The 15461-nt window shown below is 66.1% G+C and carries 20 protein-coding genes and 1 pseudogene; 10 read left to right on the forward strand and 11 right to left on the reverse strand.

Annotated features, from left to right (window positions below; all coding sequences use genetic code 11):
* Window positions 1–28 precede the first annotated feature (28 nt).
* From ACFEMD_RS18865 to ACFEMD_RS18880, 4 genes are all read left to right on the forward strand, one after another.
* The gene (locus tag ACFEMD_RS18865) at window positions 29–607 is read left to right on the forward strand and encodes a MaoC family dehydratase (protein ID WP_394742838.1); all 579 of its coding nucleotides are present in this window, start codon (window positions 29–31) and stop codon (window positions 605–607) included.
* Entirely contained in the window at window positions 604–1854 is a 1251-nt protein-coding gene (locus ACFEMD_RS18870) for a M24 family metallopeptidase (RefSeq protein WP_394742839.1), read from the forward strand. The genes ACFEMD_RS18865 and ACFEMD_RS18870 overlap by 4 nt, the downstream gene beginning before the upstream one ends.
* 88 nt (window positions 1855–1942) lie before the next feature.
* Complete coding sequence (locus tag ACFEMD_RS18875; protein ID WP_394742840.1) at window positions 1943–2473, forward strand: HNH endonuclease; 531 nt, start codon at window positions 1943–1945, stop codon at window positions 2471–2473.
* A 48-nt stretch (window positions 2474–2521) separates the two neighbouring features.
* Entirely contained in the window at window positions 2522–3511 is a 990-nt protein-coding gene (locus ACFEMD_RS18880; protein WP_394742841.1) for an asparaginase, read from the forward strand.
* 20 nt (window positions 3512–3531) lie between these two features.
* Here ACFEMD_RS18880 and ACFEMD_RS18885 read toward each other — a convergent pair whose 3' ends face one another.
* Window positions 3532–3777 (reverse strand): DUF7861 family protein, encoded by a 246-nt coding sequence (locus ACFEMD_RS18885; RefSeq protein WP_394742842.1) that lies wholly within the window; start codon window positions 3775–3777, stop codon window positions 3532–3534.
* Window positions 3778–3830: 53 nt separating this feature from the next.
* Window positions 3831–4640, reverse strand: a complete 810-nt coding sequence (locus ACFEMD_RS18890; protein ID WP_394742966.1) for an ABC transporter permease — start codon at window positions 4638–4640, stop codon at window positions 3831–3833.
* Window positions 4641–4861: 221 nt separating this feature from the next.
* Between ACFEMD_RS18890 and ACFEMD_RS18895 the strand changes: the two genes are divergently transcribed.
* Window positions 4862–6385 (forward strand): MATE family efflux transporter, encoded by a 1524-nt coding sequence (locus ACFEMD_RS18895; RefSeq protein ID WP_394742843.1) that lies wholly within the window; start codon window positions 4862–4864, stop codon window positions 6383–6385.
* Between the two features lie 98 nt (window positions 6386–6483).
* On the forward strand, window positions 6484–6648 hold the full coding sequence (locus ACFEMD_RS18900; protein WP_394742844.1) for a hypothetical protein: 165 nt from the start codon (window positions 6484–6486) through the stop codon (window positions 6646–6648).
* A 76-nt stretch (window positions 6649–6724) separates the two neighbouring features.
* On the opposite strand, the gene ACFEMD_RS18905 is transcribed toward ACFEMD_RS18900, so the two are convergent.
* Window positions 6725–7264 carry a TrmB family transcriptional regulator gene (locus tag ACFEMD_RS18905; RefSeq protein ID WP_394742845.1) on the reverse strand — a complete coding sequence of 180 codons (540 nt, stop codon included), beginning with the start codon at window positions 7262–7264 and terminating at the stop codon, window positions 6725–6727.
* 147 nt (window positions 7265–7411) lie between these two features.
* A complete protein-coding gene (locus ACFEMD_RS18910; RefSeq protein ID WP_394742846.1) occupies window positions 7412–7612 on the reverse strand; it encodes a DUF7534 family protein in 201 nt (66 codons plus the stop codon).
* Between the two features lie 127 nt (window positions 7613–7739).
* On the opposite strand from ACFEMD_RS18910, the pseudogene ACFEMD_RS18915 reads away from it, so the two are divergent.
* A pseudogene (locus ACFEMD_RS18915) lies at window positions 7740–8521 on the forward strand (HpcH/HpaI aldolase family protein).
* A gap of 91 nt (window positions 8522–8612) precedes the next feature.
* Entirely contained in the window at window positions 8613–8927 is a 315-nt protein-coding gene (locus tag ACFEMD_RS18920; RefSeq protein ID WP_394742847.1) for a hypothetical protein, read from the forward strand.
* Between the two features lie 38 nt (window positions 8928–8965).
* On the opposite strand, the gene ACFEMD_RS18925 is transcribed toward ACFEMD_RS18920, so the two are convergent.
* The 5 genes from ACFEMD_RS18925 to ACFEMD_RS18945 all read right to left on the reverse strand — a co-directional run bounded on the left by ACFEMD_RS18925 (window position 8966) and on the right by ACFEMD_RS18945 (window position 12230).
* The gene (locus tag ACFEMD_RS18925; protein WP_394742848.1) at window positions 8966–9214 is read right to left on the reverse strand and encodes a HalOD1 output domain-containing protein; all 249 of its coding nucleotides are present in this window, start codon (window positions 9212–9214) and stop codon (window positions 8966–8968) included.
* A 42-nt stretch (window positions 9215–9256) separates the two neighbouring features.
* Window positions 9257–9532, reverse strand: coding sequence for a helix-turn-helix transcriptional regulator (locus ACFEMD_RS18930; RefSeq protein WP_394742849.1), 276 nt, complete (start codon window positions 9530–9532; stop codon window positions 9257–9259).
* A gap of 404 nt (window positions 9533–9936) precedes the next feature.
* Entirely contained in the window at window positions 9937–10269 is a 333-nt protein-coding gene (locus tag ACFEMD_RS18935; protein WP_394742850.1) for a hypothetical protein, read from the reverse strand.
* Between the two features lie 212 nt (window positions 10270–10481).
* Entirely contained in the window at window positions 10482–10631 is a 150-nt protein-coding gene (locus ACFEMD_RS18940; RefSeq protein WP_394742851.1) for a DUF7560 family zinc ribbon protein, read from the reverse strand.
* A gap of 129 nt (window positions 10632–10760) precedes the next feature.
* Window positions 10761–12230, reverse strand: coding sequence for a short-chain fatty acid transporter (locus ACFEMD_RS18945; RefSeq protein WP_394742852.1), 1470 nt, complete (start codon window positions 12228–12230; stop codon window positions 10761–10763).
* Window positions 12231–12409: 179 nt separating this feature from the next.
* Between ACFEMD_RS18945 and ACFEMD_RS18950 the strand changes: the two genes are divergently transcribed.
* Window positions 12410–12610: a hypothetical protein gene (locus ACFEMD_RS18950; protein WP_005557352.1), complete on the forward strand. Its 201-nt coding sequence runs from the start codon at window positions 12410–12412 to the stop codon at window positions 12608–12610.
* 382 nt (window positions 12611–12992) lie between these two features.
* On the opposite strand, the gene ACFEMD_RS18955 is transcribed toward ACFEMD_RS18950, so the two are convergent.
* Window positions 12993–13268, reverse strand: coding sequence for a PadR family transcriptional regulator (locus tag ACFEMD_RS18955; RefSeq protein ID WP_005557350.1), 276 nt, complete (start codon window positions 13266–13268; stop codon window positions 12993–12995).
* Between the two features lie 108 nt (window positions 13269–13376).
* Window positions 13377–13967 carry a cupin domain-containing protein gene (locus ACFEMD_RS18960; RefSeq protein ID WP_394742853.1) on the reverse strand — a complete coding sequence of 197 codons (591 nt, stop codon included), beginning with the start codon at window positions 13965–13967 and terminating at the stop codon, window positions 13377–13379.
* 172 nt (window positions 13968–14139) lie between these two features.
* On the opposite strand from ACFEMD_RS18960, the gene ACFEMD_RS18965 reads away from it, so the two are divergent.
* The gene (locus ACFEMD_RS18965) at window positions 14140–15297 is read left to right on the forward strand and encodes a pyridoxal phosphate-dependent aminotransferase (protein WP_394742854.1); all 1158 of its coding nucleotides are present in this window, start codon (window positions 14140–14142) and stop codon (window positions 15295–15297) included.
* The last annotated feature ends 164 nt before the right edge of the window (window positions 15298–15461 follow it).

The raw sequence follows: 15461 nt of genomic DNA on the forward strand, positions 1-15461 counted from the left end.
CGTCCAGGGTCGAGCTTCGACACGAAGAATGACCGACGACACCGACACACAGGACAGAACCCCCGAACCGAAACGACGCGTGGTCGCCGGCTGGCACGGCCGCTACTACGAGGACTTCGCGGTCGGCGACGTCTACAAGCACCCCTTCGGCCGGACCGTCACCGAGACCGACAACGTCTGGTTCACCAACGTGACGATGAACCTCAACCCGATGCACTTCAACGAGGCGTACGCAGCCGGGACCGAGTTCGACGAGCGCCTCGTCGACGGCACGTTCGTCATCGCCCTCGCCGTCGGGATGAGCGTAATCGACGTCTCAGTGAACGCGACTGCCAACCTCGGCTACGACCGGATCCGCCACCACGCCCCCGTCTACCACGGCGATACGATCTTCGCCGAGAGCGAGGTGCTCGAGAAACGCGAGAGCGACTCCCGGGACCACGTCGGCATCGTCACGACCGAGCTCCGGGCGTACAACCAGGACGGAACGAAGGTGCTCTCGCTCGAGCGGACGCCGATGGTTCTCAAACGGGAGCACGCCGATCCGTCCGCCGCGCAGCCGCCCGGGTGGCCCGAGGGAATCGGCACCCAGCCGGAGGACCCGTGACCCGGAATCGTCCCTCGTCGAGGCCGAATCGGGACGGGAACGCGACGTTCGAGCGGCTGGCCGACGCGACCGCGGCCGCCGGAGCGGACGCCTTCGTCCACGTCGGCGACCGGTTCGACGACGACCTGCGGTACCTGACCCGCTTTGCCGGCCCCGATCGGGACTACGCGTTCGTCCACGTCGCCGGGCGCGCCGTGCTGTGTGCGCCCCGACTGTTCGCCGAGCAAGCCGAGCGGGAGTTTCCGGGTTCGGTCGTTTCGGCCAGCGAATCTTCGGCCTCGAGCGCGGCCGAGCGGGCCCTCGAGGTGCTCGGCGACCGCCTGGCATCACCGCTCGAGGACGCCTGCGTGCTCGCTCTCCCCTCGATGCCCGCCGGAGTCACGCGGACTGTCGCCGACGGCGTCGACGAGGTCGTACTCGAGCCGATCGACCTCGGCCGGGCGCGCAAGACGAGCGCCGAGCGGGACCGACACGCGTTCGTCCAGCGGGCGGCCCAGCGGGGGATGGCCAGGGCGGAGGCAGTGCTCGCGGCGGCAACCCCCGAGACCGCCGAGGACGCCGAGGAAGCCCGACTCGACGAACTCCGCTGGGACGGCGACCTCCTTACGACGGAACGACTGCGCCGCGAGGTGAACGCGACCCTGGCGAGATCGGGAGTTCGTGACGCGGGAAACACGGTGATCGGCGCCGGAACGACCTGTGCGGACCTTCACTTCACCGGCGACGATCGCATCGGTCCGGGCGAGACGGTGTTGCTCGACCTCTCTCCGCGGGGCCCGCAGGGGTACTACGCCGATCTGACGCGAACGTACGTCGTCGGCGACGTCGGCGAGTGGGAACGACGATCCTACGACGCGGTCGCCGAGGCCCGGGACGCGGCGTTCGACGCGCTCCGCGGCGGGGCCGGGACGCGCGCGGCTGACGTCCACGAGGCGGCGACCGGGAAGCTCGCCGAGTACGGGTTCGAGTCCGGCGACGTCGACGTCGGAATGTCCCACGGCACCGGCCACGGCGTCGGCGTCAGCCTCCACGAGGCGCCGTCGCTCTCGAGCGAGGACCCGCTCGAGGCCGGCCACGTCGTCACCGTCGAACCGGGAGTGTACGACCCCGACCGCGGCGGGGTGCGACTCGAGGACCTCGTCGTCGTGACGGCCGACGGCTACGAGAACCTGACTGCCTACCCCTGCGAGATCGAGCCAAACCCGACCCGAGCTGAGACGATTTCCGACCTCTCCAACCAAATATAACTCTACTTTCGCTGTTTAGGGCTTGTCGGCGCTGCAGACCGTAATCACAAAGACGTTCCGACACTGAACGTGAGAGTACGACGGTCCAATGAGTGAACAACCCGACGACGACCTCGAGGAGCTGGGGATCGACATCTCGATCCGCGGCCCCGACGGGGAGGATCTGGAGTACGACGGCGTCTCGGCCGACGAGGAACTCGAGAGCGGTGTCGCGCCGGCCGGTGCCGACGAGGAGTGCTCGCTCGAGGCGGTGAGTAAACAGTCCACGCGGGACTACCCCGACGACTGGGATCGGCGCCGACAGGAGGTCTACCGGCGCGACGACTACCAGTGTGCCAACTGTCGGCGCCGCGGCGGCCCCCACGGCGACGTCGAACTCCACGCCCACCATATCGTCCCGAAGTCCCGCGGGGGTATCCACGAACTCTCGAATCTGATCACCGTGTGCGAGTCGTGTCACACCGCGGTTCACAACAGGGACGCGGTCGCGCCGACCGCGATCCCGCCCGAGGAGCGGGGGAAAACCGCCGGCGGCGAGCTCGCGGAAGCCGTCGACGAGATCAAGTCGGCGCGACGGGAGTACCGCTCGTGGAAGCGGCTGTTCAACAAGTTCTTTTGAACTCTCCGCAGGCGACAAGCAAAGTAGCTCCGCTCGAGACACCCTCGTATGCCACGTGTCCGCGTCCTGAGCACCGGCGGAACGATCGCATCGACTGACGGCGACGGCGGCGCCACGCCCTCGAAGGACGGTAACGACCTCGTCGCGGCCGTCCCCGAACTCGAGGACGTCGCGACCCTCGAGGTCGAATCCGTCTGCGACGAACTCAGTTTCCATCTCTCCGCGTCGAACGTCGCGTCGCTGGCCCGTGCAGTCGAGCGGGCCGACGAGGACGGCGTCGACGGCGTCGTCGTCACCCACGGCACCGACACGATGGAGGAGTCGTCGTACTACCTCGACCTGGTGAGCGACGCCGACGTCCCGGTCGTCTTCACCGGCGCACAGCGGCCCGCGGACATGGCGGGCGCCGACGGCCCCGCGAACCTCCTGCAGGCGGTCCGCACCGCGGCCGACGAGCGGTTCACCGAGGGGGCGTACATCGCGTTCGGGAACCTCGTCCACGCGGCCAGGTGGGTGACGAAGGCCCGAGCCGGCCGTCCCGAGGCGTACGCCTCGCCCGACTCGGGACCGGTCGCGGAGCTCACGGCCGACGGAATCTCGCTGCGTCGCGACCCCCAAAGCGAGTCGGTCTCGCTGCCCGCGACCGAGCTGACCGCTCGAGTCGAGATGATCCCCAGCGGGCTGGCCGTCGACGCCCGCCAGCTCGAGCGCGCCGTCGAGGACGACGTCGACGGCCTCGTCCTGGCGGCGAGCGGCATCGGGAACACGACGCCCGCGATCGGCGACGCCGTCGAGGATGCTGTCGAGGCGGGCGTCCCCGTTGTCGTCGCGACGCGGTGTTTCGACGGCGCGGTGAGCGCCCGCTACGGCGGTCCGGGCGGCAGCCGGACCGTCCGCGAGCACGGGACGATCCCGGCCGGCGACCTGCCGCCCTGGAAGGCCCGGATCAAGCTCGGGCTGGCGCTATCGGCCGACGACGATCGGGAGGCGGTTCGAGGGACGTTCGAGGAACAACTCGGTGTCCCGACGACCGAGTAGCGCTCGTTCGTCCGACCGCCTCAACCGCCGCGTTTCCGGTACCAGACTCGAGCGCCGACCGGCGACTCGCCGACCTCGAGGTCCAGTCGCTTCTCCACTAACTTCCCGATAGCGGCCGTGGCGACGAGTTCGACCGACTCGCCCTCGTCGCTTCGCACCTCGAAGACGGCGTTTCCGTCCCGACTGTCGGTTCGCTCGACGGTGCCGACGGTCCACCGATCGACGTCGGTCGTCGGTTTCCGCGCGCGGATTCTGTCGCGACTCATGCCCGTTAGTAGTCGCCGAGGACGCCGGGTCGTCTGGCTCGACGGGTCGCGTACTAGAATACTACGTACCCCAGGGCCAGGTAGCCGACCGCGACCCCGGCGAGGAGCCCCAGGTCGATCGGCGAGAACTCCCAGAGCCGGATCCCGTCGACCATCGCGCGCTGGAGGAGGGCGCTGCCGTGAGCGAGCGGGAGGACGCGCATCCAGCCGAACTCGAACGCGGGCGCGGAGATCAACACGACGAACCCGAACTGGAGGAGATTGAGCCAGTTGCCGATCTGTTTGTAGAAGACGGTGATCCCGCCCGCCGCGAGGCCGAGACCGAGCACCGAGACGATCGTAAGCGTCGCGACGACGACGATCGTCAGGAGGTTCAACTCGAGCGTGGTTCCGGTAACGACGATCATCACGGCCAGGATCACCGTCGAGGTGAGGACGGTCCGAACGATCTTCGCGACGCCCTTCAACAGCGCGACGGGCGCGAACCCGAACGGCGTCATCACGTGGCGCTCGAGGGTGCCCCACTGAACCTCGCTCCCGATGTCGTTCGAGATCGAGGAGTAGGCGCCGACCGAGAGCGTCCACAGGAAGTAGCCGACGACGATCCCCTCGATCGAGTCGGTGAGCGCCTGCCCGGCGACCATCCGCCCGCCGTAGAAGAGGACGCCGAAGAAGAACAGCGCGACGATGATCCCCCCGACCGCGTTGGCGGGGTAGCGAACGAAGGGCAGAAACTTCCGGGAGAGGACGGCTCGCGCGAGGTGGCGGGAGCCGGCCTTCCGCGGCGTCTCGGCCGCCTCGGCCCCCGAACCGGACCGTCCGACCGGGCCTTCCGTGACGGAGTCCCCGGCCGTCTCGTCGATCTCGGTGCCTGCGCTCTCCCGACTCGCAGACCGACCGCCGCCGCGCACTGTCACACGCCCTAGAGGCGGGAAAGCGACAAAAGCCCGAGGCAGCCTCCCGATTCGAGTCGCGCTCACCCGCCAGCTCCCGTTCGGCCGGCCGGAGCGGGTCAACACCGTCGCTCGAGCGATCACGGCGAAGGAGAAAGCGTTTCACCCCCTCGCCCCGGAGCGGTGAGTAGATGAGCCGAGAACGACGGGACCGGTCAGTCGACGTCATCAACGGAAAGCTGGTGTGGCCGTTGATCGTCCTCTCGGTTCCAATCGTCATCACCAACCTGCTGATGGTCGGCTACAACCTCGCCGACACGTTCTGGGTCGGCCGGCTCGGCCAGGCGGGCGTCTCCGCGCTGTCGTTTTCGTGGGCGATCATCTTCCTGGTGATCAGCTTCGGGATCGGCTTCAACGTCGCGGGGACCGTCCTCGTCGCCCAGAACAAGGGCGCCGGCAACGTCGAGCGGATCGCCCGGGTCGCCGGCCAGACCGTCACGTTCGTCTTCGGTCTCTCGGTACTGATCGGGATCGTCGGCTTCCTGCTGACGCCGACGATGCTCCGGCTCATCGGCGCCGAGCCGGGTACCCTCGAGTACGAGTACGCCCGCACCTACACCCGAACGGAGTTCGCCGGGATGCCCTTCATCTTCGCCTTCTTCGTCTTCCAGTCGCTGCTGCAGGGGTGGGGTGACACGCGCACGCCGCTGTATCTCATGACGTTCAGCGTCGCGCTCAACGTCGCCATCGACCCCTTCTTCATTCTGGGCTTTCAGGACAACGTCGTCTTCGCTTGGTTCGGCCTCGAGGCGCTCGAGTCGCAGCTGTTCGCGCTTACGGGGTTCGACGGCTGGGCCGTCCAGGGTGCGGCGTTCGCAACGATCCTCTCCCGGGGACTGGCGGCCGGGATCGGCATCTGGCTGTTGCTCTCGGGGCGGGTCGGGATCGAACTCTCGGCTGGCGACTTCCGGCCGGAGCTCGAGACCGTCAAACAGCTCGTGACGATCGGCCTTCCCGCGAGCGTCGAGGTCAGCACCAAGGCGTTCAGCGTGACGATCCTGACCGCGCTCGTCGCGCTGGCCGGCCCGACGGCGGTCGCCGGCTACGGCATCGGCACCCGCGTCACGTCGATGGTCGTGCTGCCGGCGCTCGGGCTCGCTCGAGGCGTCGAAACCGTCGTCGGGCAGAACCTCGGCGCCCAGCAGGTCGACCGTGCCAAGCGCGGGGTGTACGCCGCGGCCGGACTCATCGCGGGCTGTTTCCTCCTGTTCAGCGGGTTCGTGTACGTACTCGCCGATCCGATCGTCAGCTTCTTCATCACCGGCTCGGGGGCGGCCGAGGTGACGGCCGTCGGCGCCGAGTACCTGCGGATCGTCTCGCTCTCCTTCGTCTTCCTGGGCGTCTTCTACATCGTCCAGGGAGCGTTCCGCGGAAGCGGCAGCACCCGAACCGCGATGGGGTTCGCGATCGTCGGCTTCATCGTGCTCCGCCCGCTGCTGGCCTACGGCCTCGCCGAGCCGCTGGGGATGAGCGCGACCGGCGTCTTCATCGGGGACGCGCTGACGAACATTGTCATCGTTGTACTGGCCGGGCTGTACCTCCTCCGGGGGACGTGGACCGACAGCGTGGTCGAGGCGGATTCGGATCGAGAGTCCGAACCGAGCGCCGAGGAGCGACCGCCGACCGCGAACGGTGGGTTCGAGGAGGACGACTGACGAGACGGTCGCCGAGCGTTCGGCGACGGTGGATCGTCACGCACCGAGCAGGCAGCTGAAAGCAGCAGCGTTTACCGTTTCACTGAGTATCAGAATATATGTCTGTTCTCACGGCAGTAAAAAAGCGTCTCTCGGGAGATGCTGCCGTGGTCTACGAGTGTCGGAACTGCGGCACGGTCCTCGAGGCGAACGAGTGGACCTGTTCGTGCTGTGGCTCCATCGAGGTCGCGGAGTACGACAGCGTGGAGTACGACGTTCCCTGAGCGACTCGAGCGCTACGGACCCCGACGAAGGGAGGGCGTCTCAACTCCCGCGAGCGTTCTCGCGAGGAGTCGGCGATCAGAGTGACGTCGACGGGTCGTCCCGAAGCGGTGCCTGTAGCTCCTCGACGTCGACGATCACCACGTTGTTCGTCTCCTCGATGGCCGTGATCTTACCGAGAACGACCAGACTCGAGACCGGAGAGGGACCGACGACGATCGGATCCCCCTCCTCGAGGTCGCGGACCGACTGCTGGAAGTGAAGCTGCGCCCGGCAGAGATCGGGGTGGTGGACGTTCGTGAAATCGATCTCGTCGACCGTCGCGTCGACGCGGTCGTACTCGCTGGCGAGGGTGACGGTTTCCGTATCGTCCAGCTGCTGGCGACCGAGGATTTGGTAGGCGGCGTCGGTCGGCTCGTACCCGCCCTTCGGACCGGCGATCCCCTCGGCGAGTCCGATCGAGGTGAGCGTCCGCATCTGATTCCGAACCGTGCCCGCGTTTCGGTCGGTTTCGTTCGCGAGGGCGCGGGCGTTCACCGGTTCGCCGGTCGCCTGATACTCGTTGATCAGCGTCGTTATCGTCAGCCGCTGACTGTTACTCAGATCGATTTCGTCCATACCTGCACAAACGGTCGTTCAGTTATACGGATTGTGGTTATCAGTTCACTAACACGGACGGAGCGGCCACAGTCGAAGAGAGACCAGCGTAAGCGAAGAGGGGCGATCACCGCTAGCGGCCCTGCGATCGGGGTCGATACCCGTGATTCACGCTCTCTTCCCACGAACCGTACTCCGCCGACCGTACGTGACCAGGTAGGCGGCCACTGAGGTGAGTAGTAACAGCGGTACCGAGTACAGAACGAGCGTGAACGGATCCGGCGGCGAGACGATCGCCGCGATCGAAACCGCGAGCATCGCCAGAACCAACGCCGTCGACAGGAACTTCGAGAACGTTTTGGAGTGCATACCGGGAACACTACTGGTATTTCACCATATCCTTTGTGTCGGCGTGGATCCGGTTCGAGCCCCGGACGGCTTCGAGTCGAGTTTCCGCATCCCTCGCGTTCAACTACTGTCGAGGAGACGGAGTCGCATGGAGGATCGATCACAGTCGTTGCTGGCGAGGGACGACCGCTCGGTCGGAAACTGGATCTCGATCGGCCACCCGACCGTCGCGGAGCTCTGCGCTCGAGGGTTCGATTTCGTGGTTATCGACACCGAACACACACCTCTCGGCCTCGAGACCGTCGCAAACACGCTCCGGGCGATCGAGGCGCTCGACGAGGCGGTCGCGTCGATCGTTCGCGTTCCGGGGAACGATCGAACCCGGATCAAGCGGGTGCTCGATCTCGGCGTCGACGGACTGCTGGTGCCGAGGATCGAGACGGACGAGGAGGCCCAGCGAGTCGTCGACGCGTGCGATACCCGCCCGAGGGGAGTCGCGGAGCGGCTCCCGCTCGAGCGTCCGACTACGGGCGGGCGTTCGGCGAGTACGTCGAGCACGCGAACGACGAGCTGACGACGATCGTCCAGATTGAGACCGCACGCGGCGTCGAGAACGCCGCGGAGATCGTCTCGGTCGACGGCGTGGACGCAATTATCGTCGGCCACGGCGACCTCTCGGCGTCGCTGGACGTCTTCGGCCGGTGGGACCACGAACGGTTCCAGTCGGCACTCGAGTCGATCCTGGAGGCTGCCCACGGAGCCGGGAAACCGGTCGGGATGCTCGCGACCGACGACGAGGAGATGCGGCGCTGGGTCGACGCCGGCGTCGACTTTGCGATCGCCGGCGCGGACCTGTGTTACCTCGCGGAGGGGAGCGACGCCGCGCGCGAGACGTTCGAAACGATGACCGCTGACGACGGCTCGGACTGAGTCCAGGCAGCGAAACGGCCTCGCGGGAACGAATCCCGAGAGCCGCCGCTCTCGGCCCAACGACTATAGTCGCCGCCGATCATGTCCTCCCATGGTCGAGGCACACCTTCGGGAACTCGACGGCGAGCAGATTCGGTACAACGACGATACCTGGGAGTTCACCGGAACGATCGACGTGAAACAGAACGGAAACCGGATCCACGCGGCCGCCAAAAAGCCCGAACGGGTCCGCGGAAACACCGGCACCCTCAACTTCACGCTCGATGATCCACCGGCCTCGCTCAATCCGGGGAATCTCGGCGATCTCGGGTGTGAACTCGAGCAGGGAGCGGACGGTCCAGTCCTCGTCGTCGACCGAAACCACACGGTCGATCGCTACACGCTAGATAGTCTGAGCTACGATTGAGCGCGCGGTTTTGACGTCTCCACCGCTCGGGGTCGAACTCAGTCGATTCTGACGACCGGTTCGTCGTCGAACTCGATGCGGATCGTGCGTCCGGCGTACGGGAACTCGACCGTCCCGATCCGCACCGCTTCGCTCTCGGGATCCGCGAAGATCCCCTCGAGCGCGTCGGGATCGACCGCGTCGAACAGCGGTGGGAGCGCCACCGGATCGACGTTCTCGAGCGTCGCGACCCCGACGACGATCCGTTCATGTATCTCGGTACCAGCCTTCGTGAGTGTTTCAGTCATCGTTCTCCGGAACCATATTATTTCGTAAATACTTTCGGTTGATTATTCCTCGGTGTACCGGGAGACCCACTCCAGACGGTCCTCGATCGCCCGCTCTCCGGTCTCGGTGAGTTCGTAGTAGTTCGTTCGGCGGTCGAGTTGCCCCTTCTCGACGAGGTCCTTGTTGACGACCGTATCGAGGTTCGGGTACAGCCGACCGTGGTTGATGTCGGCGCTGTAGTACTGCTCGATCTCCGCTTTGATATCCTGGCCCGACGGTTGTTCGGCACCCGCGATGACGTACAGGAGGTCTCGCTGGAATCCCGTGAGGTCGTCCATATTATGAGAACGTCTACAGGTGAGGAGATTGTTATGTGCGTCTTAGAGACTGTTTGGGACAGTAAACGTTGTCTCCCGGCGATGGCGGTGACACCGTTGCCCTCGAACGCGACGAGACAGCCCTCGTAGCGTCCTCATCGCCGCTGACACCGCCGACGGATTGCGTCGGTCGGCCCTCGAACACCGATACTACCCGACCGAAAGGGGGCGCGTATTTCGGCCGTTCGGGGTCCACAGGTATCGGTATCGCCCTCCCTGAAACCCGGGTCCCGACGGCTCCGGTAGTCGGCAGCTTCCTCGAAAGCGAAGCAGCTAGCGACGACCACTCGACAGTACGGCGTAACTGTCGACGAGTAGAACTCCGCGAACGGTCTTTCGAGGGCGACCCGAGGCACCGCTGTGAGTCAGTCGCCCGCTCCCCTCGAGTCGTCTTCGGCCGTCCGGCGAGCCGTCTCGGCCAGGCGGTCAGATAGGCGACGAGCCTCCTCGGGGGTCAGCGTCGCGTCGACGTGGCCCGTGCCGTGATCGCCCGCCATCGCGTCGACGCTCAGGATAACGTCGTCGCCGGACCGGCGAACCGAGAGGTCCGCCCGATCGGGGTAATCCCGCGGCGGACCGATCTCGAGGTTGTTCTCACCGCGCGTGACGCCGAACTGGATCGCCTCCGGTCGCTCGAGGTCGAGCGTCTCCGTCTCGTCCGAGTCCGACATCTCGTCGCGGGTGGGGTCGGTGACCATGCCGGAAGTAGATCGGGCGGCGACTTGGCTGTACTGCCGGTCGGCGACTCGTCGCGACTCGATGGCCGGTCGGCGGCGATCGGTGGGACGCGGCCCTCGTTTCGAGGTGCGGCGAGCGGAGACGCGCTGATGTCAGCCACCAGATCCCGATCCTCGAGAGAGATCGAGTGGCTCGTGACCCGACTGGGAGGGGCCCGCATCCGACAGGAGGTTCAGTCGACGGGGCCGAAATCCGTCTCGGTGACGTCGGCTCGGCAGAAGAGACACCCCCTGCCGAGAAGCTCCGCTTGCACCATCGAATCGACGACGTCCTCCCGCCAGCTCGGACACACGAACTCGTACCGATTCGGATCGGATCCCATACTCGAAAGAGGGGAGGAGCGCACATATCGGGCGATCCACAGTACGGTGGGTAGTGATCCCGCGCGTCGGTCGACCGAGGTTGATCCCCACCTTATCGACAGGTCAAAAAAAAAGGTCGCGGCGGTCGCTCAGAACATCCCGTACGGGAGGAGGTAGAGGACGACCGTCAGGAACGGGAACAGGGCGAGCAACATCACGGCCGCGTACCCGAACATCTCTCGAGCCTTGATCCGAGTGATGGCCAGCAGCGGGATCGCCCAGAACGGGTTCAGCAGGTTCGTGTGTGCCTCACCGACGGCAAAGGCCATCGTCGCGTGCCCGAACTCGACGCCGAGCTGGTCGGCAGCCTCGAGAATCGAGGGACCCATGACGATCCACTGGCCCCCGCCGGAGGGGACGAACAGGTTGAGGACCGCCGCCGCCAGCCACGCGAAGATCGGGAACGTCTCGGGGGTCGAGAGCCCGATGATGAGTTCGGCGAGCGCACCGGCGAGACCCGAATCCGCCATCATTCCCTGAATCCCGGCGAAGAAGGGAAACAGCAGGATGATGCCGGCGGCCGCCGACGACGCCTCGCCGAACTTGTCACGGTACGTGGAGGGGTTCGTCCAGACCAGTATTCCGGCCATCAGGAACGCGAAGTTGATCGTGTTGAGATCCCACAGTTCGATCCCCTCGGTGACGAGTACCCAGACGACGTACGCGACGCCGGTGAGCGCGAGGAGTCCGCCGAGAACGCGGCTGTTGTTCAGTCGCTCGGCTGGAACCGTCTCGTCGGTCCCGGACGCCTCCGGTTCGACGACGTCCTCGCCGCCGTCGGTACTCGTCTCGTAGAGTTCGTCCTCCGGAATGTACTCGGTGATACCTCGAGCTCGGTCGCCCGACGGCGTAATGAGGTAGAGGACGGAGACCGCAAAGAGGATCGAGAGCACCGTCAGCGTGATCGTGTACGGGTGGAGGATCGTCTCCGTCACCGGAACCGGCTCGGAAACCATAGCGAAGGCCGTCCCCTCGCCGACTTCGGACTCGTCGGTGAGCAACAGCGGCGCGGATCCGGACCACCCCCAGTGCCAGGTCAGGCCCAGCCCCATGTACCCCGCGACACACAGCAGCGGATAGTGGACGTCGATCCCCTTCTCGTGTGCAACCTTTCCCATCTCGCGGGCGAAGATCGCACCCAGAATGAGGCTGAACCCCCAGTGAAGCCAGGCGACGGCCATCGAGAACCCGGCGACGAGCACGACCGCCTGTGCGGGAGTGCTAGGGAGTTTGGCGAGCCGGACGAGGAGCCTGTTGGCGGCCGGGTGGTACGCGAGGACGAACCCGGTCATCAGAATCACGACCATCTGCATCGAGAAGTCGAGAAAGCCCCAGAACCCGCCGAACCAGAACTCGATCATATCGACCGGACCGACCGCTCCGCCGCCGTTTGGCGGCTCGATCGTCCCGGTTTGATTCAACGCGAGCCCGGCCGCGAAGACGAGATACGTGAGCAAGATTGCGAACAGGAACGGACTCGGCATCCACCGTTCGACGATACTCGAGAGCCCGTACCCGAACCGCTCGATAGCGGAGCCCCCTGTGTTACTTTCGGACATACAAGCTACGTGTACGCAACTCCGAGGATAAATAATATGGTTTGGATACCGTTTAGCCCGCTAACACGTACGCAGGCGATTCGCGTCGGCCACTCGGTTCGTCGGTCGGCGATTCGTATGCGGACGCGACACGGTCGGACCGCCGATGCGCTTACCTTGGAGAGGTGCGAACAGGAATCATGGAAGACCTGAGTTCGTACGAGGTCGGCGACACCGTCCGCGACATTCGAGGTGACGGGAACGAGTACGAAATCGTCGAGAAGGAGCTGTCCTCCGTCGGGAAGGTCAGCGCCGTCGTCGTCAAGCCGGTCGGCGAGGACGACGCCGAAACCCGGGTCAGGATCCCACAGTCGGAGTGGAGCGACACGTGGACGGCGTGATCGGCAGATCGGTGGCGGCGTGTACTGTTGCCCCTCGAGGGCGATCCGACCCCTGCTCACGGAGCTTCGCTCCCGGTGCGAGGGGGCTCCACCGAACGAATCGTTCGTCCGGAGACGACGGAATCCGGTTCGACGTTCGGTCACGGCGATCGGACCGCCTCGCCGACCGACAGGGTGAGGTGTTGCAAACCGAACTCGAGATGGTACTTCCAGCGGCCGCGGGACGCTACCGCGGTCGAGGTCGCGGACGTCCTCGGTACTAACCGAGCGACAGCCGTGGAGTACCTCGCGTCGACACAGCGGAAGCTACGTCCAAGTATCGTCGGCAACCGCGACTGAGGGCCCCTCCAGGTCGGACCCGAGGGCCGCGGGAGCGACGACCCTACGAATCGGCGTACTGTTGTTCCCACTCCCGGCGGTTGCGGATCGTCCGCTCGCCGTCGTCGGTGATCGCGTAGTAGTTCGTCCGTCGATCGAGTTCGCCCTTCTCGACGAGCCCCTTGTTGACCAGGGTGTCGAGGTTCGGGTACAGCCGGCCGTGGTTGATCTCGGCGCTGTAGTACTGTTCGATCTCCGATTTGATATCCTGGCCGGAGGGTTGGTCGGCACCCGCGATCACGTACAGGAGGTCTCGCTGGAACCCGGTGAGGTCGTCCATCTCGTCGGAGAATTCAACGAATATGTATTTGATAGCTTTCCCGCCTTGAGTTGTATGTCCGCGGGCTATGAAAGTGATCGCGGATCGGGTTTGGCCGGCGACGCGGTGTCAAGGGGAACGCGTCGACGCGACGCTTCCGGCGGCCGACCGCGAGTCGTCGGGAACGCCGTAGCCGAACACGCTGGCGACCGCCGCGAGGACGGGAACGGCCACGCGTCGAACCGGGGTCGGAACGTCCGCCGGCCGCATCTCGCGGCGGAACCCGTGGAGCAGCGCCGCACCCACGAGCGGGTTGGCGGGCATCCCCTCGGCATCGAGCCCGCCCTCGCGGTCGAGCGCGACCATCGCCCGGAGGAACTCCTCGAATCGCAGCGCCGGCCGGTGTTCGGTCGTCATGCGGAGCTCGCCGTCGCCTGCGTTCCAGAACGTGTGCGGCGTCCCGGCGGCGACCGTTGTCTCCTCGCCCGGTTCCAGCACGAACTCCTCGTCCTCGACGGCCAGTCCGAGCGTCCCCTCGTGGACGACGAACCGCTCCTGTTGATCGGGGTGGCTGTGGAGCGGACGTTTCACGCCGGGAACGAGGGTCGTTTCGATCCGCAACAGCTTCCCGTCGGTGTCCGCCGCGGTGTCCTGAAGGGTGAACCGCTCGCCAAAGCTGGTCTCGAGCGTCCTCAGGTCGTCGTGATCGGGTATCTCCATCGTATCACACCCCGATGGGTGGTACGATACCAATGCGCATATTACTTGGCCGGAAATGCTCGGACGGCAGTCGGCGATCGCAACCGCTCGACGTCGTCGCTCGCGAAGATGGGACCCCGCAGCGATTTCCGGCATCCGATCCCTTTTGCCGTCGATCTCTGTGGTATGGGGTATGCCGACACCAACGGAGCGGGTTCGTCGGGCCGAGCGCTCGAGCATCCGCGTCATGTTCGATCTCGCGGAGCGACACGACGGCGACCTCGTTCGCCTCGAGGTCGGCGAACCCGACTTCGATACCCCCGAACACGTCATCGACGCCGCGGCGCGCGCCGCCCGGGAAGGAGCGACCCACTACACGTCCAACGCGGGCCTTCCCGAGTGCCGGCGGGCGATCAGCGACACGCTCTCCGGCGAGTTCGGCGTCGAGCACGAGCCCGACGAGATCGTCGTCACCACCGGCGGGATGGAGGCGCTTCACCTCGCAGTATTGGCGACGGTCTCGCCCGGCGAAGAGGTCCTCGTCCCCGGGCCGACCTGGCCGAACTACGAGACCCAGGCGCTGCTGGCCGACGGAACGTTCCGCGAGGTTCCGCTGTCGGCCGCGTCGGGGTTCGCCCTCGAGGCCGACCGCGTGATCGAGGCGATGAGCGACGACACCGGGGCGGTCGTGCTCACGACCCCCTCGAACCCGACCGGCCGCGTGTTCGACCCCGAGGCGTGTCGGGCGGTCGTCGAGGCCGCCGCTGACCACGACGCCTACGTGATCGCCGACGAGGTGTACCTCGGACTTACGTACGACGGCGAGGCCGAGGGAATCGCGTCCTACACCGACCACCCCGAACACGTGCTGACGGTCGGCTCCTGCTCGAAGGCCTACGCGATGACCGGCTGGCGGCTGGGCTGGCTCGCGGGCGACGACCACCTGATCGACGAGGTCGTCAAGATCCGCGAGTCGACGACCGCCTGCGCCTCGAGTGTCGCCCAGCACGCCGCAATCGCCGCGCTCACGGGACCACAGGAGCCCTTCGAGGAGATGCACGGGGCGTTTCGCCGACGCCGGGACCTCGTCGTCGATCGGGTCGCCGAGATCGACGGGCTCTCCTGTCCCCGACCGGAGGGTGCGTTCTACGCCTTTCTCGACCCCGGTATCGACGACGACAGCCTCTCGATCGCGAAGTACCTGCTGCGGGAACACGGCGTCGTGCTCGCCCCCGGAACCGGGTTCGGCGAGACGGCGCCGGAGCGGCTCCGACTCTCCTTCGCGAACTCCGAGGATCGGCTCGAGGAGGGGTTCGATCGGCTCGAGGAGGGGCTTCGGAGCTACCAGTAGATAGTAGTGCGATTTCTTTATTCAATATGGGCCGTGAATCTGAACTGGTCGATTCGTTACGTGCAAATACGTATGGACCGTCCGGCGTCGAGTCTCCAGTACCGACCAACTGCCGCGGGGTGGGACTGAAAGGGGCTGGCGTTCTCGGGCGTTCCGACGACGCA

It is taken from the genome of Natronococcus roseus, from assembly GCF_043677095.1.
GTDB classification, from domain to species: domain Archaea; phylum Halobacteriota; class Halobacteria; order Halobacteriales; family Natrialbaceae; genus Natronococcus; species Natronococcus roseus.